The sequence below is a fragment of the Streptomyces sp. NPDC091280 genome (assembly GCF_044768565.1).
Classification (GTDB): domain Bacteria; phylum Actinomycetota; class Actinomycetes; order Streptomycetales; family Streptomycetaceae; genus Streptomyces.
Window position 1 is genome coordinate 1,058,881 of the sequence record NZ_JBIVUZ010000001.1, and the last position, 19,787, is coordinate 1,078,667.

Annotated in this window: 19 protein-coding genes; 8 read left to right on the forward strand and 11 right to left on the reverse strand. The window is 72.1% G+C overall.

Annotation, left to right across the window (positions count from 1 at the left end):
• Window positions 1-96: 96 nt before the first annotated feature.
• From ACIQPR_RS04845 to ACIQPR_RS04865, 5 genes are read right to left on the reverse strand one after another with little or no spacing between them, the layout of a single operon-like run.
• Entirely contained in the window at window positions 97-774 is a 678-nt protein-coding gene (locus ACIQPR_RS04845) for a pyridoxal 5'-phosphate synthase (RefSeq protein WP_403641918.1), read from the reverse strand.
• Between the two features lie 10 nt (window positions 775-784).
• Window positions 785-1,666 (reverse strand): GNAT family N-acetyltransferase, encoded by an 882-nt coding sequence (locus ACIQPR_RS04850; RefSeq protein ID WP_403641921.1) that lies wholly within the window; start codon window positions 1,664-1,666, stop codon window positions 785-787.
• A complete protein-coding gene (locus tag ACIQPR_RS04855) occupies window positions 1,663-2,262 on the reverse strand; it encodes a GNAT family N-acetyltransferase (RefSeq protein ID WP_403641924.1) in 600 nt (199 codons plus the stop codon). Before ACIQPR_RS04855 ends, ACIQPR_RS04850 begins: the two co-directional genes overlap by 4 nt.
• 37 nt (window positions 2,263-2,299) lie before the next feature.
• Window positions 2,300-2,707 (reverse strand): Zn-ribbon domain-containing OB-fold protein, encoded by a 408-nt coding sequence (locus ACIQPR_RS04860; RefSeq protein ID WP_403641926.1) that lies wholly within the window; start codon window positions 2,705-2,707, stop codon window positions 2,300-2,302.
• Window positions 2,707-3,156: a DoxX family protein gene (locus ACIQPR_RS04865; protein ID WP_403641928.1), complete on the reverse strand. Its 450-nt coding sequence runs from the start codon at window positions 3,154-3,156 to the stop codon at window positions 2,707-2,709. Before ACIQPR_RS04865 ends, ACIQPR_RS04860 begins: the two co-directional genes overlap by 1 nt.
• Window positions 3,157-3,370: 214 nt before the next feature.
• Here ACIQPR_RS04865 and ACIQPR_RS04870 point away from each other — a divergent pair, with 214 nt between their 5' ends.
• The 4 genes from ACIQPR_RS04870 to ACIQPR_RS04885 all read left to right on the forward strand — a co-directional run bounded on the left by ACIQPR_RS04870 (window position 3,371) and on the right by ACIQPR_RS04885 (window position 9,556).
• Window positions 3,371-4,975 (forward strand): subtype B tannase, encoded by a 1,605-nt coding sequence (locus ACIQPR_RS04870; RefSeq protein WP_403642932.1) that lies wholly within the window; start codon window positions 3,371-3,373, stop codon window positions 4,973-4,975.
• Window positions 4,976-5,226: 251 nt separating this feature from the next.
• Window positions 5,227-6,429 carry a flavin-containing monooxygenase gene (locus ACIQPR_RS04875; RefSeq protein WP_403641931.1) on the forward strand — a complete coding sequence of 401 codons (1,203 nt, stop codon included), beginning with the start codon at window positions 5,227-5,229 and terminating at the stop codon, window positions 6,427-6,429.
• A gap of 107 nt (window positions 6,430-6,536) precedes the next feature.
• On the forward strand, window positions 6,537-8,762 hold the full coding sequence (locus ACIQPR_RS04880) for an acetate--CoA ligase family protein (RefSeq protein ID WP_403641933.1): 2,226 nt from the start codon (window positions 6,537-6,539) through the stop codon (window positions 8,760-8,762).
• Window positions 8,759-9,556, forward strand: a complete 798-nt coding sequence (locus tag ACIQPR_RS04885) for an enoyl-CoA hydratase/isomerase family protein (protein ID WP_403641936.1) — start codon at window positions 8,759-8,761, stop codon at window positions 9,554-9,556. Before ACIQPR_RS04880 ends, ACIQPR_RS04885 begins: the two co-directional genes overlap by 4 nt.
• Before the next feature lie 31 nt (window positions 9,557-9,587).
• Here ACIQPR_RS04885 and ACIQPR_RS04890 read toward each other — a convergent pair whose 3' ends face one another.
• On the reverse strand, window positions 9,588-10,178 hold the full coding sequence (locus ACIQPR_RS04890; RefSeq protein ID WP_403641939.1) for an HAD family acid phosphatase: 591 nt from the start codon (window positions 10,176-10,178) through the stop codon (window positions 9,588-9,590).
• Window positions 10,179-10,402: 224 nt separating this feature from the next.
• On the opposite strand from ACIQPR_RS04890, the gene ACIQPR_RS04895 reads away from it, so the two are divergent.
• Complete coding sequence (locus ACIQPR_RS04895) at window positions 10,403-11,008, forward strand: flavin reductase family protein (protein ID WP_403641942.1); 606 nt, start codon at window positions 10,403-10,405, stop codon at window positions 11,006-11,008.
• 116 nt (window positions 11,009-11,124) lie between these two features.
• Entirely contained in the window at window positions 11,125-11,439 is a 315-nt protein-coding gene (locus ACIQPR_RS04900) for an SCO0607 family lipoprotein (protein WP_403641944.1), read from the forward strand.
• Between the two features lie 3 nt (window positions 11,440-11,442).
• Here ACIQPR_RS04900 and ACIQPR_RS04905 read toward each other — a convergent pair whose 3' ends face one another.
• A complete protein-coding gene (locus tag ACIQPR_RS04905) occupies window positions 11,443-12,792 on the reverse strand; it encodes an MFS transporter (RefSeq protein ID WP_403641947.1) in 1,350 nt (449 codons plus the stop codon).
• Window positions 12,793-12,864: 72 nt separating this feature from the next.
• Between ACIQPR_RS04905 and ACIQPR_RS04910 the strand changes: the two genes are divergently transcribed.
• Complete coding sequence (locus tag ACIQPR_RS04910; protein ID WP_403641950.1) at window positions 12,865-13,923, forward strand: GlxA family transcriptional regulator; 1,059 nt, start codon at window positions 12,865-12,867, stop codon at window positions 13,921-13,923.
• On the opposite strand, the gene ACIQPR_RS04915 is transcribed toward ACIQPR_RS04910, so the two are convergent.
• The 4 genes from ACIQPR_RS04915 to ACIQPR_RS04930 form a co-directional block, all read right to left on the reverse strand.
• Window positions 13,810-15,090, reverse strand: coding sequence for an MFS transporter (locus tag ACIQPR_RS04915; protein WP_403641953.1), 1,281 nt, complete (start codon window positions 15,088-15,090; stop codon window positions 13,810-13,812). The two genes, ACIQPR_RS04910 and ACIQPR_RS04915, sit on opposite strands and share 114 nt — an antisense overlap.
• 101 nt (window positions 15,091-15,191) lie before the next feature.
• Window positions 15,192-16,244, reverse strand: a complete 1,053-nt coding sequence (locus tag ACIQPR_RS04920) for a Zn-dependent alcohol dehydrogenase (protein ID WP_403641956.1) — start codon at window positions 16,242-16,244, stop codon at window positions 15,192-15,194.
• The gene (locus ACIQPR_RS04925; protein WP_403641959.1) at window positions 16,244-17,482 is read right to left on the reverse strand and encodes an acyl-CoA dehydrogenase family protein; all 1,239 of its coding nucleotides are present in this window, start codon (window positions 17,480-17,482) and stop codon (window positions 16,244-16,246) included. The genes ACIQPR_RS04920 and ACIQPR_RS04925 overlap by 1 nt, the downstream gene beginning before the upstream one ends.
• A 69-nt stretch (window positions 17,483-17,551) precedes the next feature.
• A complete protein-coding gene (locus tag ACIQPR_RS04930) occupies window positions 17,552-18,469 on the reverse strand; it encodes an SDR family oxidoreductase (protein WP_403641962.1) in 918 nt (305 codons plus the stop codon).
• A 95-nt stretch (window positions 18,470-18,564) separates the two neighbouring features.
• Between ACIQPR_RS04930 and ACIQPR_RS04935 the strand changes: the two genes are divergently transcribed.
• On the forward strand, window positions 18,565-19,512 hold the full coding sequence (locus ACIQPR_RS04935; RefSeq protein ID WP_403641965.1) for a cyclase family protein: 948 nt from the start codon (window positions 18,565-18,567) through the stop codon (window positions 19,510-19,512).
• Window positions 19,513-19,787 lie beyond the last annotated feature (275 nt).

Below are 19,787 nucleotides of genomic sequence, written 5' to 3' on the forward strand. Positions count from 1 at the left end.
CCACCACCGCCATCGGCTCCGCCACCACGCTCAAATCGAACGGCTGGGACACGGTCAAGCGGCTGGGCTGACCCCCTGCGGTACCCCGCACGGGGCTCAGGGCCAGAGGAGTTCTCTGGTCCAGCCCCGTTCCTCCCGCGCGTACCTCAGCCGGACGTGTCGTCGTAGCGCGTCGCCCTGGAAGAACTCGGCCTCGTCGGGGAGGACGCGGTACAGGGTCCAGGAGGGGACCGGGGTGCGCGGCTCGCGGAGGGCGAGGTCCCAGGCCGCCTCCGAGGCGTGGGTCAACTCGTCCAGGGACGGGAGGACTTCGCTCTGGTGGCCGGTCAGGGCCGCCGCGAGGGCTCCGGCCGAGCGGGCGTGCAGGTCGGTGCGGGACTCGTCGGGGGTCGCCGGGAGAACCGGGCCGCGCAGCCGGATCTGGCGGCCGAGGCGGGGCCAGTAGAAGGAGAGGGCGGCGTACGCGCAGTGGTCCAGCTGGTGGCCCTTGCGGCTGGTGGCGTGGGTCGCGAAGGACCAGCCGTCCGTGTCCGCGCCGTGCAGCATCAGCACGCGTACGTCGGGCAGGCCCGCGTCGTCCCGTGTCGCGAGGGACATGACGTGGGGTTCGGGCTCGCCCGCCGCCACGGCCTCGGCGAACCAGGCGGTGAACAGGGCGAGGGGGGTGTCGGGTGCTGTCGCCGGGTCGAACGGGCGCAGTTCGGTCGCCCCGGGCGCCCATACCCGCAGGGAGGTCAGGAGGTCGTGGAGGTCCGGTCCCGTTTCCGTTGCCATGGGTCGAGTATCACCTTCCGGCGGTGCCGGGGCCGAAGTCGTACGCGGTGAAGTCCGCGACGGGGCGGTAGCCGATCCGCTGGTAGAGGGCGTTGCTGGTCGGGTTCGCGAGGTCGGTGAAGAGGAGTACCTCGTCCGCGCCCGCCGCCCGCGCGGCCCGGCTGACCTCGGCCGTGGCGGCGCCGGCGTAGCCCCGGCCGCGCAGTTCCGCCGGTGTGTAGACGGGAGCCACGCGGATCTGCCCGGCCACCTTCGCGGTGACTCCCGCCATCGACACGGGGGTTCCCTCCGCGGTCTCCCAGAGCGTGACGCCGCCGTAGGAGATGCGGGCGTCGGCCCAGTCGGCGGAGCCGATCATGGCTCCGTGCTCGCCGACCTCCGTGACGAACTCGCCGTGCCAGCGGATGAGTTGTTCGCGGTCCTTCGCCGTCGCGACTCTGGGGCGGCCGGGCGGGACCGGTCTCGGGATCGTCAACTCGCCGAGGCGGTAGAGGCGTTGGCGGACGTTGACGTCGGGTACGGCTCCCGTGCGGTGTCGCCATGCCTCCGCGAAGGCGCTCGCCGTGTCCTGTTCGGCCATGAAGCCGGGCAACTCGGTTCCCCGGTCGGCCAGTTCGGCGGCCAGCGCTTCTGTCTCGGCGGGGGTGAGGCGGGTCGACATGAGGCGGCCTGGGGGTGTGCGGAAGAACGCGGCCGTGACGGTGCCGTCGTGTTCCAGGAGGCCGAACTCCGGTTCGCCGTCGCCGTAGACGTGCCGCCCGCGTCGGCGCAGGGTGTCCGTGACCGTCAGCTGGATCGTGTGATGGGCGGGCCGGGACCGGAGGAAGTCCCCCGCCAGGCGCAGGAATCGGTCGAGGTCCGCGGTGAGGTGCCAGGTGGGGATCGTCGTCACAGTTGGGTCTCCGGGTCGGTCGCCAGACGGCCGTGCAGGTGGACGTCGCGGAACGCGTCGCGGCGGCCCGCCTCGAACATCGCCCCGCGCAGTGTTCCCTCGGCGGGGAAGCCGCAGCGTTCGGCGATCCGGCAGGAGGCGTGGTGGCCGAGGGCGTGGCCCAGTTCGAGGCGGTGCAGGCCGAGGTCGGTGAGGGACCAGCGGGCGACGAGGGTGAGCGCGCGGGTCGCCACGTGCCGGCCGCGGGCCTCGGGGAGCGTCCAGTAGCCGACGCGGGCGACTCGGACGACGTGGTCGATGTCGTTGATGCCGATGTGTCCGAGGGTCGTACCGTCGGCGGCGTCCACGACGCGGAACGAGGCGCTGACCCCGTCCTCGGCGCCCTCCGCGCGGGCGCGCAGCGCGTTGCGGGCGCTGGTGAGGTCCGTGACCGGGCGGAGCGGGGTGTTCCAGCGCTGGAAGTCGGGGTCGGACACTCCGCGCAGCCAGTCCGCGACTTCCGTGTCGTCGTCGGGGTCCCAGGGGCGCAGCCGCAGTCCGTGGCCGTTCAGCTCGGGCAGGGGGCGCTGAACGGACCGCTCGCGTATGTGGGCCATCGCGCCATTGAACCAAGTGTCACGTGCACCGGGTACGTCATTTTTCCCCGGCCCGTGTCCGGAACACCGGGACTCCCTCCCGGAACACCGCCTCGACCGGCGTCCCGGCCCGCAGGGCGGCCGGGTCGGAGTCGACCAGTTCGGTCATCATGCGCGGGCCCTCCGCGAGGTCGACGACCGCGGCGACGTACGGCACCCGCTGTCCGAAGGGCGGCAGGTCGTTGCGGTGGACGACGGACCAGGTGTAGAGGGTGGCGTGGCCGCTCGCGGTCTCCCAGGTGACGTGCTCGCTCCAGCAGTGCGGGCAGAACTCGCGTGGGTAGTGGTGGGGCCGGCCGCAGTCGGCGCAGCGGCGGATCAGGAGTCTGCCCTGACCGGCGGCCTCCCAGTAGGTCCGGGTGAACGCGTCCGCCTCCGGGAGGTCGAAGCGCGGGTCCGGGGCCATCAGAACCACCCCGCCGCCGCGTCCAGCGACCAGACCTGCCAGGACATCGCGAACAGGGCGACGACCGAGATGAGCGCCATCATCGCGTTCTGCCCCTGCTCCGCCCAGTCGTGGATCATGAGGGTGAAGTAGAGGACGTTGAGGAGCAGGCCCCCGACCAGGGCGACCGGGGTGAGGAAGCCCGCGACCAGGCCGAGGCCGACCGCGAGTTCGGCGTAGACGACGACGTACGCCATCGTGCGCGGGCGTGGCGCGACCATCACGTCGAAGCCCGAACGGACCGCGGTCCAGCGGTGTTTGGCGGCGACGTCGGCGGCCCAGGCGATGCCGGTGCCGCGTTCGAACCAGGCCTTCTTGTCCTTGTGCCGCCAGCTCTCCAGCCACCACAGGCCGAGTCCTATGCGGAGGACCGCGAGCCATTCCGCTCCGTCGAGCCAGATCGCATCCATGAATCTGACGGTACGTCAGAACCTGAAGAAAGCCGAGAGGGGGCCATGAAAATCCTGTGCCCGGACCGCGCGGCTGTGGGCCCGCCATGAATCCCGGACGGATTGTTGACGATTTTGTTGGCCGCCGATTACGTTCGCAAGCGCAAGGCGTCGAAGTCGGGAAACGAGAGGCAGCACCGTGAAGCACAGGGCAGTGAAGCGCAGGACAGTGGTCATGGGCATCGGCGCCACCGCCGGTGTCGCGGCGATCGGCGGAGTCGCGCTCACCGCGAACGCGTCGAGCGACTCCGGCTCCTCGTCCTCGTCCTCCTCGGACTCCCTGGTCTTCGACCCGGACGCCTATACCAAGCTGACGACGACCGTCACGGACACGAACGACAAGGACCACACGGTCGTCTACCACTTCTGGAAGGCGATCACCTACGTCGCCGAGCCGGTCGACGCCACCTACCAGTCGCTGGTCGTGAGCGTCCCGGTGGAGATCGACGGCAAGGCGGTCGACGCGAGCGACGCGCCGATCCTGCTCGCCAACTCCGTCGGCGGCTACATGCCGTCCTCCGTGGCGACCGCCACCGGTGTCGGCGCCGGGGGCATGTCCGGCGGCGGCGCGGCCCCCAGCGGCGCGCCCACCGGCGGCGCGGCCCCCAGCGCCTCGGCCTCCACCGCCTCGAACGCGAACGGCAACACCAACGCCACCGGCGGCGCGACCGCCGGCAACCAGCTCCTCGCGCTGGCCGCCGGGTACGTCGTGATCGAGCCCGGCGCCCGCGGCCGTACCCTCAAGAACTCCGACGGCGAGTACTACGGCACCGCGCCCGCCGCGATCGTCGACCTGAAGGCCGCCGTCCGGTACATCCGGTCCAACAAGGGCCGTATCCCCGGCGACGTCGAGCGGATCGTCTCGGCGGGCACGAGTGCCGGTGGCGCCCTCTCCTCCCTGCTCGGCGCGTCCGGTGACAGCCCCGCCTACGACAAGTACCTCAAGGAGATCGGCGCGGCCGACGCCTCCGACGCGATCTTCGCGACCGGTGCCTGGTGCCCGATCACCGACCTGGAGCACGCGGACGGCGCCTACGAGTGGAACTGGGGCGGCAACGACCTGAGCACCGGCAAGCTCGTCGACCAGACCGTCTCCAAGGCGCTCCAGGCGCAGTTCGCCGAGTACCAGGCCGGGTTGAAGCTGCGCGGCCTCGGCGGCTTCGGTCCGCTCAACGCCCGCAACCTCGACACCTACCTGGTCAAGCAGTATCTGGAGCCGTCGGCGACCACGTATCTCGCCGCCCTCTCCGACTCCGCCCGCGCGACCTATCTGAAGGCCAACACCTTCATCACCTGGTCCGGCGGAAAGGCCACCTTCACCTGGGCCGACTTCCTCACCCACGTCGGCGCCCGCAAGAAGGACGCCCCGGCCTTCGACGCCTTCGACCTGTCGGCCGGCGAGAACAACGAGTTCGGCGCGGGCACCACCCTGGCCCGCCACTTCACGGCGTACGGCGCGAAGAACGACTCGACGGGCCTGACCACCAAGCGCGTCGCCAGCGACATCCCCGCCAAGCTCGACCTGATGAACCCGATGCACCACCTGGTCGGCAAGGCGAACCCGAACCGCTCCAAGCACTGGTGGATCCGGCTCGGCACCAAGGACTCGGACACCTCGCTGACGGTCGCCGCCAACCTCGCCGCGCGCCTCGGCGACCTGGGCGACGACGTGAACCACCTCTACTACTGGGACGAGGGCCACGGCGCCAACACCGACCCGGGCGACTTCATCACCTGGATCGCCCAGGTCACCAACCACCGGGGCCCGAAGAACAAGTAGGCCCCCAAGAACGCGGTACCGGTTTCCCGTCATGCATTCCGGTCACCGCCGCACGACGCCGAGCCCCCGCGCACACCTCGCGGGCTCGGCGTCGTGGTTTTTCCCGGACGTCCGCGCCACGGCCACGGCCCGCACAACCAGACGCCCTACGTCACCGGCCGCACGCGGTCCTCCACACCCGTGATCAATCCGCAACCAATTCCGGTCTTGACCGAGACCCATCAACGTGGGGCGTGATTACGCTCGCGCTCATGGCCGACTCCACAGCGTCCGCGCAGCCCGCGGTGCAGAACCACGCAGACCGCCCCGTGTACGTCATCGGCGGCGGCCCCGGCGGACTCGCCGCCGCGTACGCGCTGCGCGCGCGGGGCATCCGTGCCGTCGTACTGGAGCGGTCGGACCGGGTCGGGGCGTCCTGGCGCGGCCACTACGACCGGCTCCACCTGCACACCACCCGGCGGCTCTCGGGCCTGCCGGGACTCGCGATACCGCGCCGTTTCGGGCGCTGGGTGGCGCGCGACGACGTGGTGCGCTACCTGGAGAAGTACGCCGAGGTCCACGAGCTGGAGATCGTCACCGGTGTCGAGGTCTCGCGCGTCGAGCGCTCGGCGGACGGCGCGGGCTGGCTGCTGCACGCCACCGGCGGGCGGGAGCTGACCGGCCGCGCGGTCGTCGTCGCGACCGGCACCAACCACACCCCCCGGCTGCCCGACTGGCCCGGCCGCGACACCTACACCGGCGAACTCCTGCACGCCGCCGACTACCGCAACCCGGCGCCCTACGCGGGCCGGGACGTCCTGGTCGTCGGCGTCGGCAACACGGGCGCGGAGATCGCGGTCGACCTGGTGGAGGGCGGCGCCTCGCGCGTGCGGCTCGCCGTGCGCACCACCCCGCACATCGTGCGCCGCTCGACCGCGGGCTGGGCGGCCCAGTACACGGGCATCGTCGTACGACGGCTGCCGGTGCGTCTCGTGGACCGGCTCGCGGGGCCGATGGCCAAGCTCAGCGTGCCGGATCTGTCGGAGCAGGGGCTGCCGCGGCCCGACACCGGGCTGTACAGCCGGGTCAAGGACGGGTCGATCCCGGTGCAGGACGTCGGTCTGATCGACGCGGTGCGCAAGGGGCGGGTGGAGGTCGTGGCGGCGGTGGAGGCGTTCGAGGACGGCAAGGTGGTGCTGGCCGGCGGCGAGCGGATCGAGCCGGACGCCGTCGTGGCGGCCACGGGGTACGTCCGCTCGCTGGAGGGTCTCGTCGGTCATCTCGGTGTGCTGGACGCGCGCGGCAGGCCGGTCGTGCACGGCGCCCGCTCCCCGAAGGACGCGCCCGGTCTGTACTTCACCGGCTTCACCAACCCCATCAGCGGCATGTTCCGCGAGCTGGCCATGGACGCGGAGAAGATCGCGAAGGCGCTCGCCAGGAACCTCGCGAAGACCCGCCCGGTGTCGGGGGCGTAGGGGCAGCCGCGTTCTTTTGCGTGCACGACAGTTCCTGACGCACTGTCAGTTCAGTAATCTGACAGTGCGTCAGTTCAATATGCTGTCACACAGGAGCGGGCGGACCGATGCTTGGATCAACCCACGGCACCCTCACCACCGACTCCCGCCGGGCCCGGGTCATCGCCTGCGGTGAGCAACCCGGCCCCGCCGTCCACGGAAGGCCCGCCGACGTCGACGATCTCGATGTCGGCGGGCGGCCGTTGTACGCCGGCGTGCCCGACCTCGACCGTTTCTTCCGCCCCGAGTCGGTCGCCGTGATCGGCGCCTCGGACGCGGAGGGACGCCCCAACACCGGCATCACCCGCCAACTCACCGCCTGGGCGAGCCGGGTGGGGGCACGTCTGTACCCGGTGCATCCCACCCGTACGACGGTCTTCGACGTGCCCTGCTTCCCCTCCGTCGCCGATCTCCCCGAACAGGTCGACCTGGCCGTGGTGCTGGTCGCCGACCCGCTGCCCGTGATCGAGCAACTGGCCGAGGCCAAGGTGAGGTTCGCGGTCGCCTTCGCGTCCGGCTTCGCGGAGACCGGCGAGGAGGGCGCGCTCGCGCAGGCCCGACTGGCCGCCGCCGTGGGCCGATCCGGACTCCGCCTGCTCGGCCCGAACACCAACCTCAACGCCTTCGAGAAGTTCCGCGAGGACCTGGACGGCCCGGCGATCGCCCTCATCACCCAGTCCGGCCACCAGGGCCGCCCGGTCTTCGCACTCCAGGAACTCGGCATCCGCCTCTCCCACTGGGCGCCCACCGGCAACGAGGCCGACCTGGAGACGTCCGACTTCATCTCCTACTTCGCCGAACGGCCCGAAGTGGGCGCCATCGCCTGCTACTTGGAGGGCATCAAGGACGGCCGCGCCTTCCTCCTCGCCGTCGACCGGGCCGCCCGCCGCAAGGTGCCCGTCGTCGCGGTGAAGGTCGGCCGCACCGAGACCGGCGCCCGGACGGCCGCCTCGCACACCGGCAAACTCACCGGCGCGGACACGGTGGTGGACGCGGCGATGCGCCAGTACGGCGTGCTGCGCGTCGACGGTCTCGACGAACTCCAGGACACCGCGAGCCTGTTGGCGCGGGCGAGGCCCCCGGTCGCCGACGGGGTCGTCGTGTACTCGATCTCCGGCGGCACCGGCGCCCACTTCGCCGACCTGGCGAGCGAGGCGGGGCTGCACCTGCCCCGGCTGTCGACCGCCAAGCAGGCCGAGCTGCACGAGTGGATACCGCCGTACCTGAGCGTGGCCAACCCGGTCGACAACGGCGGTCACCCGGTGGGCGACTGGCGCGGCCGGAAGATCATCGACGCGATCCTCGACGACCCCGAGGTGGGCGTCCTGGTGTGTCCGATCACGGGCCCGTTCCCGCCGCTGAGCGACAAGCTGGTCGAGGACCTGGTCGCGGCGGCCGAGCGCACCGACAAGCTGGTGTGCGTGGTGTGGGGTTCACCGGTCGGCACCGAACCGGCGTACCGGGACGTCCTGTTGGGCTCCTCGCGGGTGGCCACCTTCCGGACGGTCGGCAACTGCATCACGGCCCTGCGCGCCTACTTCTCCCACCACCGCTTCGTCCACGCCTACCGCTCCCCCTTCGACGAGGCCCCCCGCACCCTCTCCCCCTCCTTCCGCAAGGCCCAGGCCCTGATGCGTCCGGGCCAGCAGCTGAGCGAGCACGCGGCCAAGCAACTGCTGCGGGCCTACGGCATCCGGGTGCCCCGCGAGCAGCTGGTCACCAGCGCGGCGGCGGCCGTACGGGCGGCGGGGCTGGTCGGCTACCCGGTGGTGATGAAGGCGTCGGGCGGCCAGATAGCGCACAAGACGGAACTGGGCCTGGTGAAGGTCGGCCTGACCTCGGCCAGCCAAGTCCGGGACGCCTACCGCGAGTTGACGGACATCGCACGCTACGAGGACGTGACCCTCGACGGCGTCCTGGTCTGCCAGATGGTCGAGCGGGGCGTCGAGATGGTCGTGGGCGTCACCCAGGACGACCTGTTCGGACCCACCGTGACGGTCGGGCTGGGCGGGGTGCTGGTCGAGGTGCTGCGGGACGTGGCGGTCCGGGTGCCGCCGTTCGGCGAGGACCAGGCGGCCGACATGCTCGGCGAACTGCGCGGCCGGCCACTGCTGGACGGAGTACGCGGGCGACCGCCCGCCGACCTGGACGCGCTGGTGGAGGTGATCCTCCGCGTGCAGCGCATGGCTCTCGAACTGGGGGATGTGCTCTCGGAGTTGGACATCAACCCGCTGATGGTGCTGCCGAGGGGCCAGGGCGCGGTGGCCCTGGACGCGCTGGCGGTGTGCCGATGAGCGGGCAGCCGGCCGATCTCGTCCACACGGTCACGGACGGCGTCGCCCACCTCACCCTCAACCGCCCCGAGACCCTGAACGCCCTCACCCCGCCGCAACGCGACCGCCTGATAGGCCTGTTGGCGGAGTGCTCGGCCGACGCGTCGGTCCGGGCGGTGGTCCTCACCGGCACCGGACGCGGCTTCTGCGCGGGCGCGGACCTGAGGGGCGGCGCGGCGGGCGGCGAGCGGGTGGCCGGGGACGTCGCCCGCACGATCCGGCTGGGCGCGCAGCGGCTGATCGCGGCCGTCCTGGACTGCGAGAAACCGGTGATCGCCGCGGTGAACGGCACGGCGGCGGGCCTGGGTGCTCAGCTGGCCCTGGCCTGCGACCTCGTACTGGCCGCCGAGTCGGCCCGCTTCATCGAGGTCTTCGTGCGCCGCGGCCTGGTCCCGGACGGCGGCGGCGCCTATCTGCTGCCCCGGCTGATCGGGCCCCAGCGCGCCAAGGAGCTGATGTTCTTCGGCGACGCGCTGAGCGCCGCGGACGCGGAGCGCCTCGGCCTCGTCAACCGGGTCGTACCGGACGGTGACCTGGCGAAGACGGCCGACGCGTGGGCACAACGCCTGGCCACCGGCCCCACCCGGGCCCTCGCGCTCACCAAGCAGCTCGTCAACGCGTCCCTGGACAGCGACCGTTCGACCGCGTTCGCGGCGGAGGCCACGGCCCAGGAGATCAACATGACGACGTCGGACGCCCAGGAGGGCGTGGCGAGTTTCGTGGAGCGCCGGAGTCCCGAGTTCCGGGGCCGGTGACCTTGGGCCGGTGGCCGGTGGCCTCGGGACGTCAGTCCAACAGGCCGTCGTAGTCGGGCAGCTTGTACGTGGTGTCGGCGTAACCGCCGCTCAGGTCGGTCGTGTTGTTGCCGATGTTGGCGATGATGTCGTAGCCGTTCGCCTCGATCGCCTTGCGCTGGGAGGTCTTGAAGTCGGCGATGGACTCGGTCAGCAGCTGGGCGACCGTGCGGGCGTAGAGGCCGTCGACCGTGTAACCGACCTTCGTCAGGTTGGACTTGGTGACCGAGTTGAACAGGTTGCTGCGGGCGCTGATGAAGAACACGCTGATGCCCTTGGCGTGCGCGTCCTGGGCGAGCGCGAGCACCGGCGCGGTGGCGGGGATGCTGGTGCTGTAGCCCTCGAAGTAGGTCTCCAGCGAGGTGTTGTCGATGTCGAGGACGATCGCCTGCTTGGCGCCCGAGGTGTTGGCGGCGGCGCGGCCGTCGATGTAGGTCTGCGCCGGGGTGGTGACGGCGGCGACGTCGGTCAGCCACTGCGCCTCGGTGACGGTGGCGGCCTGCGCGGGCAGGGCGGCGGCGAGGGTCAGGGCGAGGCCGGCCACGGCGGCAACTGCCGTACCGCGTGCGGTGAGACGGTTCATCGGGTGGGTGCTCCTCGGGAGGTCACGGCGGCCACCGGTTCCGTACCGGCGGCGGTCGTTGCGCAACTCTGCTGCGGACGGGTGTGCGGGGAGTGACTCGCGGAGGTCCGTGCGGCGACGTAACTCCCATGTTCTGCCCGGGAGTCTGTGAATGGGCCGTCAGCGCACACGGCGCCGCGACGCCCCTTCCTATCTGATGAGGCGTCAGCTTCAATGGTGGTGTGATGGGACAAGCTGGAGCGGCTGCCGCCGCCGTCCGCTACCTCAGGTCGTCCGCGAGCGCTCCGGCCGCGCGACCGGTCGAGGCGCTGCCGCGACCGGAGCTCAGGTGTGTCGCGGACGACGAGCGCGCGCCGGTCGACCAGCGCGAATTCCGGCGCGTACTGGGCCACTTCGCGACCGGCGTGACAGTGATCACCGCCCCCGCGGCGGCCGGTGAGCCCGGCCCCGCCGGCTTCGCCTGTCAGTCGTTCTCCGCGCTCTCCCTCGACCCGCCGCTGGTCGTCTTCATGGTCGGCCGTACGTCCGGGACCTGGCCGCGCATCGCCCGCGCCGGTGTCTTCTGCGTCAACGTACTCGGCGCCGAGCAGGGCGAGTTGTGCCGCGGCTTCGCGGTCAGCGGCACCGACAAGTTCGCCGGCGTGTCCTACGACGCCTCCCCGGTCTCCGGCGCCCCGCGCCTGACCGGCGCCGCCGCGTGGATCGACTGCACGATCCACGCGGTGCACACCGGGGGCGACCATCTGATCGTGGTGGGACGGGTGGACGCGCTGGGCAGCGAGGACCCGGACGGGGCGCCGCTGCTGTTCCACCGGGGCCGGTTCCTCTGAGTTTCCCTGAGTAACCCGCGCGCCGGTTCTGAGCCCGCGTACTCATGAGGGCGCGCCCCTCCTCCGCCAGGCTTGCTCCCAGACCGATACGAGCAACCGACCGGGGGGCCACGACCATGAGCAAGTTCACCCGAACCATCAGCGGGCGCGCACGGGCCGCCGTTCTCACCGCCGCCCTCATCTCGGGCGCCGGGCTGCTGTCCGCCTGCTCGTTCACCACGGCGGACGCCATGTGCAGTTCGGGCGAGTACCCCGTCCTGGCCGTGGACAGCACCACGGGCGGCGCCTGCGTGAAGGACGGCGACAACCCGCCCAGCGGCTACGCGCGCTACCCGAAGGGCAAGACGCCCCAGCACGTCGACGACAAGTGGGACACCTACTGGCGGACCCACACCATCGACGCGCAGGGCAACGTCAGCTCCGCGCCGTAGCCCTCAGGCCACCGCCACCGGCCGCATCGCCGCCATCGGCCGCCGCCGGATGACCAGCGCCATCAGCGCGGCCACCGCGCACAGCGCCCCGGACACGTACCAGACCATGTCGTACGACCCGAACGCGTCCCGGGCGACCCCGCCGAGGAAGGCCACCAGCGCCGCTCCGACCTGGTGCGAGGCGAGCACCCAGCCGAAGACGATCGCGCTGTCCTCGCCGTACTGCTCGCGGCACAGGGCGAGGGTCGGCGGGACGGTGGCGACCCAGTCGAGGCCGTAGAAGACGATGAAGAAGATCATCGGCGGGTGGACGGCGGGGGCCAGCAGCATGGGGAGGAAGAGGAGGGAGACGCCGCGCAGGGCGTAGTAGACGGCGAGCAGCCGGCGGGGTTCGAAGCGGTCCGTGAACCAGCCGGAGGCGATCGTGCCGACGACGTCGAAGACCCCGATCACGGCGAGCAGCGAGGCCGCCGCCGTGATGGGCATGCCGTGGTCGTGGGCGGCGGGCACGAAGTGGGTCTGGATCAGGCCGTTGGTGGAGGCCCCGCAGATCGCGAAGGTGCCGGCCAGCAGCCAGAAGGGCCCGGTGCGGACCGCCTTGGACAGGACGGAGACCGTGCGGCGGGCCGCGCCCGGCACGGGGGCCGGCTTCGGTACGAACTCGGCCGCGCCGTACGGCTTCACGCCCACGTCCGCCGGGTGGTCGCGCAGCAGCAGCCACACGAAGGGGACGACCGCGAGGGCGGCGAGGGCCACGGTCACCGCCGCCGGGCGCCAGCTGTGCTCCTCGACGATCCAGGACAGCAGCGGCAGGAAGATCAGCTGCCCGGACGCCGAGGCGGCGGTGAGGATGCCGGTGACCAGGCCCTTGCGCTCGGTGAACCAGCGGTTGGTGACGGTCGCGGCGAACGCCAGCGCCATCGAACCACTGCCCAGACCCACCAACAGGCCCCAGCACAGCAGCAGTTGCCACGGCGCGGTCATCCACACCGTCAGCCCGGACCCGAGCGCGATCACGGTCAGCGCGACCGCGACGACGCGCCGGATGCCGAAGCGGTCCATGAGGGCGGCGGCGAAGGGGGCCGTCAGCCCGTACAGCGCGAGGTTGATGGAGACCGCGGCCCCGATCGTCCCGCGCGACCAGCCGAACTCCTGGTGCAGCGGATCGATCAGCAGCCCCGGCAGCGACCGGAAGGCCGCCGCGCCGATGATCGTCACGAAGGTGACCCCCGCGACGAACCAGGCCCGGTGCGGCGCCGTCATACGGCTCCGCCACGGGCGCGGGCGGCTACGGGGCACGGGGTCGGGTCGTTCCTGGGCGGAGCCGGGCGCGGCATCGCTTGTCTGCGTCACGTCAACGAGCTTCCGCCATCCCCTCACTCCCGGACCACTGGCCCGAAGGACAGCGTTCGGTAGGATCGGGCCATGGCCGCCACCGACACCCCCTCCCACCCTCACCCCCGCCCCCACCGCGTCGTGGTCCTCGCCCTCGACGGGCTTCTCCCCTTCGAGCTGGGCATCCCGCACCGGATCTTCGGGCGGCCCAAGGACCCCGGGACCGGCCGGCCGCTGTACGAGGTCGTGACCTGCTCGGTCCGGCCGCCGGGTCCGGTCGACACCGACGCCGACTTCGCGATCGACGTCCCGAACGGGCCGGAGATCCTCGCCACCGCCGACACGGTGATCGTCCCGGCGTCGTACGAACTGGGCCCGGTCTTCGAGCAGGGCGTCCTCACCCCCGAACTCGCCGCCGCCTTCGCCCGCATCCGTCCCGGCACCCGCCTCGCGTCCATCTGCACGGGTGTCTACGTCCTCGCCGCCGCCGGTCTCCTCGACGGGCGCCCGGCGACCACGCACTGGGCGGACGCCGAACGCTTCCAGCGGCTCTTCCCGCGGATCGAGGTCGACGCGGACGTCCTGTTCATCGACGACGGCGACGTCCTGACCTCGGCGGGTGTCGCGGCCGGCATCGACCTGTGCCTGCACATGGTGCGCCGCGACCACGGCACGGCGGTCGCCAACGACGTGGCCCGCCGCACGGTCGTCCCGCCGCACCGCGACGGCGGCCAGGCGCAGTACATCCAACGCCCGCTCCCCGAAGCGCAGTTGGCGACCACGACGGCGGCCCGCGCCTGGGCGCTGGCCCGGCTCCACGAACCCATCCAGCTGCGGGACATGGCCGAGCAGGAGGCCATGTCGGTGCGCACCTTCACCCGCCGCTTCCGCGAGGAGGTCGGAGTCAGCCCCGGCCAGTGGCTCACCCAGCAGCGCGTCGAACGCGCCCGGCACCTCCTTGAGTCCACCGACCTCTCCATGGACCAGATCGCCACGGACGCCGGCTTCGGCACGGCCCAGTCGATGCGCCAGCATCTACAGACGGCGCTGGGGGTCACTCCGACCTCGTATCGCCGCACCTTCCGGACCGGCGGCGGCAGGGCCTCCGAGAACCACGGGAGGTACGACGCCGTCGGCGCCCCGCGCTGAACGGGCCGCGCGCCGCACCTCCCCCCACCACCCGACGCCGGTCAGCGCCACGGTCAGGCCGACCCCCGCCAGCATCGCCGTCGACGGGGCCACCAGCCTGAGCAGGCCACCGGCCAGGGAGCCCGTCGCCGCGTAACCGACGCCCGCCGCCGCGTACATGACCGAGTAGCCGGCGGCCAGCGCGTCCGGCGGCAGCACCTCGCGCAGGGAGAGGTTGCGGGTGAGCATCGCGCCCGACTGGAGCGTGCCGCCCATGACCAGCGCGACCGCGATGCCCGCCGTGTTCGGTATCAGCGCGGCCAGCGTCACGCACAACGAGGTCCCGGCCATCAGCACGACACTGCGGGTGCGCAGCAGCCCCGGCCAGCCGCGCAGGCCGTAGACGAAGGCGCCCAGGCCGCCGCCGACCGCCATTCCGGTCAGCAGCGGGCCGGACCAGCCGACGCCGACGCCACGCTGTTCGAGCAGGGCGGGCAGGACGAGTTCGGACAGCCCCAGCAGGGCGAGGCTGGCCGCGCCCACGACATACACCGGCCAGGCGCCGACGAGTACGCGCAGCAGCGAAGGACCGGCCTCGCCCCGGGTCCCGCCGCCCGCGCCCCAGACGGCCGGCAGCAGCCAAAGCCCCGCGACCGACCACGCCATCAGCCCGGCCGCGAGCAGCAGCGGAGCGCGCGGCGCGACACCGAGCGCCAGCCCGGCGACCGCGGCCGGGGACACCGCCCACACGCCCGCCGTGAGGATCGACTCGACGGACAGCGCCTGTGCCACGGACCGGGCGGGCACCAACTCGCTGAGCATCGTGCGCAGTCCGCCGGTCGCGGCGGACGGCGCGCCCCCGGCGACGCAGGCGAACCCGGCGAGCACGGCGGGATGCGCCCCCGGAAACAGTCCGAGCCCCAGATATCCCGCCGTCCCGATCGCGAGCCCGGCCGCCAGCTGTCCCCGGGCCCGCTCCGGCCGCAGCCGCATCCCGAGCACCGGGGCGCCGACGATCTCCCCGAGGACGTAGGCCGCCGCGATGATCGCGCCCAGCGAGTAGCCGCCGGGCCGCTCGCGCACCAGGAAGACCAGGGCGAGCGGAGCCATGGCCACCGGCATACGGGCGCCGACGGCGGTGCAGGCCCAGGTCAGGACCTGTCGGGAGACGACATCGCGGTAGGTCATGCCAGCACGCTACGGGCCGTCGCCGACAACATCCCACGGGATTTTCCCCGCCTGTGGACAACTCCCGCCATGCCCGCGTCAGGCGGCGCCCCGGGCGGTCGTCAGAACGTCAGCACCCCCCGCGCCACCCGCCCCGCCTCCAGATCCCCGGCCGCCTTCTCGAAGTCCTCCACCGGATACGTCCTGGTGACCAACTCGTCGAGCAGCAGGCGGCCTTGGCGGTAGAGCTGGGCGTACAGCGGGATGTCGTGCTGGGGCCGGGACGAGCCGTAGCGGCAGCCGAGGATCGACTTGTCCAGGAACATCGACGAGACCAGGAAGGACGCCTCCGCCGTCGCCGGTGCCGTGCCGAGCAGGATCGCCTGGCCGTGGCGGTCGAGGAGGTCGACGGCCTGCCGGACCAGTTCGACCCGCCCGACGCACTCGAAGACGTGGTCCGCCCCCGTGGGCAGCAACTCCCGCACCCCTTCCGTGGACGTGAGGAAGTCCGTCGCCCCGAACCGCCGTGCCGCCTCCTCCTTCGCCGGGTTCGCGTCGACCGCGACGATCGTCGACGCCCCCGCGATCCGCGCCCCCTGGAGGACGTTGAGCCCGATCCCCCCGGTCCCGATCACGACGACGCTCTCCCCGCGGTCGACCCGCGCCCGGTTCAGCACCGCGCCGACCCCGGTCAGCACCCCGCACCCGATCAGCGCGGCGGACGGCATGGGGATGTCCTTGGGTATGCGTACGGCCTGCACGGCCTTGACCACGGTCCGTTCGGCGAAGGCCGAGTTGGCGGCGAACTGGTAGAGCGGCTGCCCGCCCGCCCGCGTGAACGGCTTCCCCGGCCGCCCGATGGCCTGCCGGCACATGGTCGGCCGCCCCCGGTCGCACTCGGCGCAGGTCCCGCAGTTGGCGAGGGTGGACAGGGCGACATGGTCCCCGGGCGCGACATGGCCGACGCCCGCGCCCACGGCCTCCACCACCCCGGCCCCCTCGTGCCCCAGCACCACGGGGACGGGGAAGGGGATGGTCCCGTCCACCACGGACAGATCGCTGTGGCACAGCCCGGCGGCCGAGATGGCGACCAGCACCTCGCCCGCGCCCGGTTCGCGCACCTCCAGATCGTCCGCGACCTGGATCTGCTTGCCGTCGAAGACCACACCGCGCATCAGACGACCCCCTTGGGTTCCCTGGGCAGACCGAGCACCCGCTCGGCGATGATCGTGCGCTGAACCTGGTCCGAGCCGCCGTAGATCGTGTCGGCCCGCGAGAAGAGGAACAGGTGCTGGAACAGGTCGAGTTCGTACGACGGCGACAGCGACAGCGCCTGCGCCTGCGTCGGCGATGGCGACGGCGATAGTGGCTGTGACTGTGGCTGCGGCTGCGGCTGCGGCTGCGGCTGCGGCTGTGACCAGTCCACCGGCCCCACCGTCGCCGCCGCGCCCCGCACCGACATCGCCAGTTCCCCCAGCCGCTGGTGCCAGCCGCCCCACAGCAGCTTGGCCACACTGGGTGCCCCGGCGTCCCCGGCCCGGCCCAGCGTCCGCAGGGCGTTCCACCGCATGGTCCGCAACTCGGCCCACTGGCGCACGAGTCGCTCGCGCACGACGGGATCACGCACCGCGCCCGAGGCGACGGCCGCCTCGATCACCCGCCCCAACTCACCGGCGAACCCGATCTGTTGGGCCAGCGTCGACACCCCCCGCTCGAATCCGAGCAGGCTCATCGCGACCGACCACCCCGCGCCCTCACCGCCCACCAGGTGCTCGGCCCGCGCCAACGCCCCGTCGAAGAACACCTCGTTGAACTCGCTGGTGCCGGTCAACTGGCGGATGGGCCGCACCTCGACGCGCCCCGGCTGGTCCATCGGCACCAGCAGGAAACTCAGCCCGTGATGCCGCCGCGATCCCGCCTCGGTGCGCGCCAGCACGAAACACCAGTCGGCCTCGTGCGCGAGCGAGGTCCAGATCTTCTGCCCGGTGATCCGATAGCCGTCCCCCTCCCGTACGGCCGCGGTCCGCACCCCGGCCAGATCGGACCCGGCGCCCGGCTCGCTGTACCCCTGGCACCACAGTTCGTCGCCGGCGGCGACGGCGGGCAGGAAACGGGACTTCTGGGCGTCGGTGCCGTGCGCGATGAGGGTGGGGGCGAGCAGGTTCTCGCCGATGTGCCCGGACCGGGGCGGTGCGGCCGACCGCGCGTACTCCTCCGCCCAGGCGACCTGCTGGGTGAGCGTCGCGGTGCGATTCCCGTAGCCGCCTTCGGGCCAACCCAGCCCTATCCAGCCGCTTTTGCCGAGCGTGCGTTCCCAGACCCGCCGGTCCTGACCGGCTTCGGCGTGCTCAGCGAGCCAGGCCCGGGCCTCGGCCCGGAACCCTTCGTCCGCGTCGGTGAATCCATAGTCCACAGGGCTCCCCTAACAACACCGTCGAGTCCACCCGCACCCGCACCCGCCCCACGACCGACCCGCGCCCCACTAGGCGTTGGGCCGGCTCCCTTCCCGCGCCGCCCGTTCCATCTCCTGCAACCGGGACAGCATCGGCATCGGGTCCACGCCCACGGACCCCGGCAGAAACTCCGCGATCCGTTCGGCCGTCCAGCCGCCGGAGGAGGGTGCGTACGCCGACCGCAGCTCCCGGGGCTGTGCCCACACCGCGATCTTCGGTCCGGCGACCGTGTAGACCTGACCGGTGATCCCGGCCTCCCGCGCAGCGTCCGACAGCAGATAGACGACCATCGCCGCCACGTCCTCCGGCGACCCGATCTCCGCCAGCTCCATGGGGACGTTCGCCGACATCCGCGTACGGGCGACGGGCGCCACCGCGTTGGCGGTCACCCCGTACTTGTTCAGGCCCAGCGCGGCGCTGCGCACCAGCGAGATGATCCCGCCCTTGGCCGCGCTGTAGTTGGCCTGTGAGACGGACCCCTGGTGGTTGCCGCTGGTGAAGCCGATCAGCGTCCCGGCCCGCTGCTTCCGCATGACCGCCGAGGCCGCCCGGAAGACGGTGAACGTGCCTTTCAGATGGGTCGCGACGACCGGGTCCCACTCCTCCTCGGACATGTTGAAGAGCATCCGCTCCCGCAGGATCCCGGCGACGCACACCACCCCGTCGAGCCGTCCGTAGGTGGAGAGCGCGACATCGACGACCCGCTGTCCACCGGCCATCGTGGAGATGTCGACGGCGACGGCGACGGCCTCGCCGCCCGCCGCCTCGATCTCCTTGACGACCCCCTCGGCGATCTCGCTCGTCGGCGAGGCGCCGTCCATGGAGACGCCGTAGTCGTTGACGACGACCCGCGCCCCCTCGGCCGCCGCGGCGAGCGCGGCGGCCCGGCCGATGCCCCGGCCCGCGCCCGTGACGGCGACGACCTTGCCTGCCAAGAAGTTCGCCATGTCCGGCCCCTCCCGCAGTTTCTGACGGTCCGTTAGATTCGACTCAGATTCTACGACCCGTCAGATGCCTGAGGACAAGCCCCGGGGAGGCCCCGATGTCACTGCCGACGTCACCGCCGGCACTCGGTCCGGAGTTCCACGAGATCGCCAAGCGCGTGAACAACTGGGGCCGTTGGGGGCCGGACGACGAGATCGGCACCCTGAACCTGATCACCGACGAGGTGGTCGGCCGGGCCGCATCCGAGATCAGGACCGGGCGTCGCGTCCCCCTCGCCCTCCCCCTCCAGGCGGACGGCGTGCAGACGGGGATGATCCCCGGCCGGGTCAATCCGCTGCACGCGATGGTGCAGATCAACCAGGAGCTGTTCGGCCCGGGGACGGTCGCGTGCAGCGACGACGCGGTGACCATGGGGTTGCAGGCGGGCACCCACTGGGACGCGCTGACCCATGTCTCGCACTCGGGGCGGCTCTACAACGGCCGCCCGGCCGGCACCGTGACACCGCACGGGGGCGCCGAGTTCAGCGGGATCGACAAGGCGCGGCACATCGTCTCGCGCGGGGTGCTGCTGGACGTGGCACGCGCGCGGGGCGTCGACCGGCTCGACGGCGGTCACGCGGTGACCCCGGAGGACCTGGAGGCCGCAGAGCAGCTCGCCGGGACCCGGGTGCGGCCGGGAGACATCGTGCTCGTACGGACCGGTCAGGTGCAGGTGTACCTGTCCGGCGACAAGCACGGTTACGGCTACCCCTCGCCCGGTCTGTCCGTGCGGACGCCGGAGTGGTTCCACGCGCGCGATGTCGCGGCGGTCGCCAACGACACCCTCACCTTCGAGATTTTCCCGCCGGAGATCGAGGATCTGTGGCTGCCGGTGCACGCCCTCGACCTGGTCGAGATGGGGATGCTGCAAGGGCAGAACTGGAATCTCGAAGAGTTGTCCACAGCTTGTGGACAAGAGCGCCGCTACACGTTCTTCCTGTCGGCGATGCCCGAACCGTTCGTGGGCGCCACGGGAACCCCGGTCGCCCCCGTCGCCATCTTCTAGCCCGGTCCGGACGGCGCGGTCCGGGCTGACGGCCGGATGGCGGCGCGCTGCTGCCCGCCCCGAGCACGGCACCGCGCTGCCGCCATCCGACTCCGGCGTACCCGTCCCGGCTCCCGACCCCGAGGGAACCCACGCCGAACGCGACCCACACTCGGCGAGGACCCCCGTCACCGAAGCCCTCGTCGTCCCCTCGCGGCGAATCGCTGCCCACAAGCGTGACCACACGGTCACGTCGCGTCAACGCCCGTCCGGGGATTTGCGCCTTAAGCACCCTT

Coding starts and splice junctions, on each gene's coding strand:
- ACIQPR_RS04860 (WP_403641926.1), bottom strand. CDS start 2,707: ATGGCCCCGGACCCGCGCTTCGACCTCCCGGAGGCGGACGCGTTCACC.
- ACIQPR_RS04920 (WP_403641956.1), bottom strand. CDS start 16,244: ATGCGCGGTGTGGTCTTCGACGGCAAGCAGATCCAGGTCGCGGACGAT.
- ACIQPR_RS04875 (WP_403641931.1), top strand. CDS start 5,227: ATGGCCGACTCCACAGCGTCCGCGCAGCCCGCGGTGCAGAACCACGCA.
- ACIQPR_RS04885 (WP_403641936.1), top strand. CDS start 8,759: ATGAGCGGGCAGCCGGCCGATCTCGTCCACACGGTCACGGACGGCGTC.
- ACIQPR_RS04915 (WP_403641953.1), bottom strand. CDS start 15,090: ATGACCTACCGCGATGTCGTCTCCCGACAGGTCCTGACCTGGGCCTGC.
- ACIQPR_RS04870 (WP_403642932.1), top strand. CDS start 3,371: ATGGGCATCGGCGCCACCGCCGGTGTCGCGGCGATCGGCGGAGTCGCG.
- ACIQPR_RS04895 (WP_403641942.1), top strand. CDS start 10,403: ATGGGACAAGCTGGAGCGGCTGCCGCCGCCGTCCGCTACCTCAGGTCG.
- ACIQPR_RS04910 (WP_403641950.1), top strand. CDS start 12,865: ATGGCCGCCACCGACACCCCCTCCCACCCTCACCCCCGCCCCCACCGC.
- ACIQPR_RS04845 (WP_403641918.1), bottom strand. CDS start 774: ATGGCAACGGAAACGGGACCGGACCTCCACGACCTCCTGACCTCCCTG.
- ACIQPR_RS04880 (WP_403641933.1), top strand. CDS start 6,537: ATGCTTGGATCAACCCACGGCACCCTCACCACCGACTCCCGCCGGGCC.
- ACIQPR_RS04900 (WP_403641944.1), top strand. CDS start 11,125: ATGAGCAAGTTCACCCGAACCATCAGCGGGCGCGCACGGGCCGCCGTT.
- ACIQPR_RS04890 (WP_403641939.1), bottom strand. CDS start 10,178: ATGAACCGTCTCACCGCACGCGGTACGGCAGTTGCCGCCGTGGCCGGC.
- ACIQPR_RS04855 (WP_403641924.1), bottom strand. CDS start 2,262: ATGGCCCACATACGCGAGCGGTCCGTTCAGCGCCCCCTGCCCGAGCTG.
- ACIQPR_RS04935 (WP_403641965.1), top strand. CDS start 18,565: ATGTCACTGCCGACGTCACCGCCGGCACTCGGTCCGGAGTTCCACGAG.
- ACIQPR_RS04930 (WP_403641962.1), bottom strand. CDS start 18,469: ATGGCGAACTTCTTGGCAGGCAAGGTCGTCGCCGTCACGGGCGCGGGC.
- ACIQPR_RS04865 (WP_403641928.1), bottom strand. CDS start 3,156: ATGGATGCGATCTGGCTCGACGGAGCGGAATGGCTCGCGGTCCTCCGC.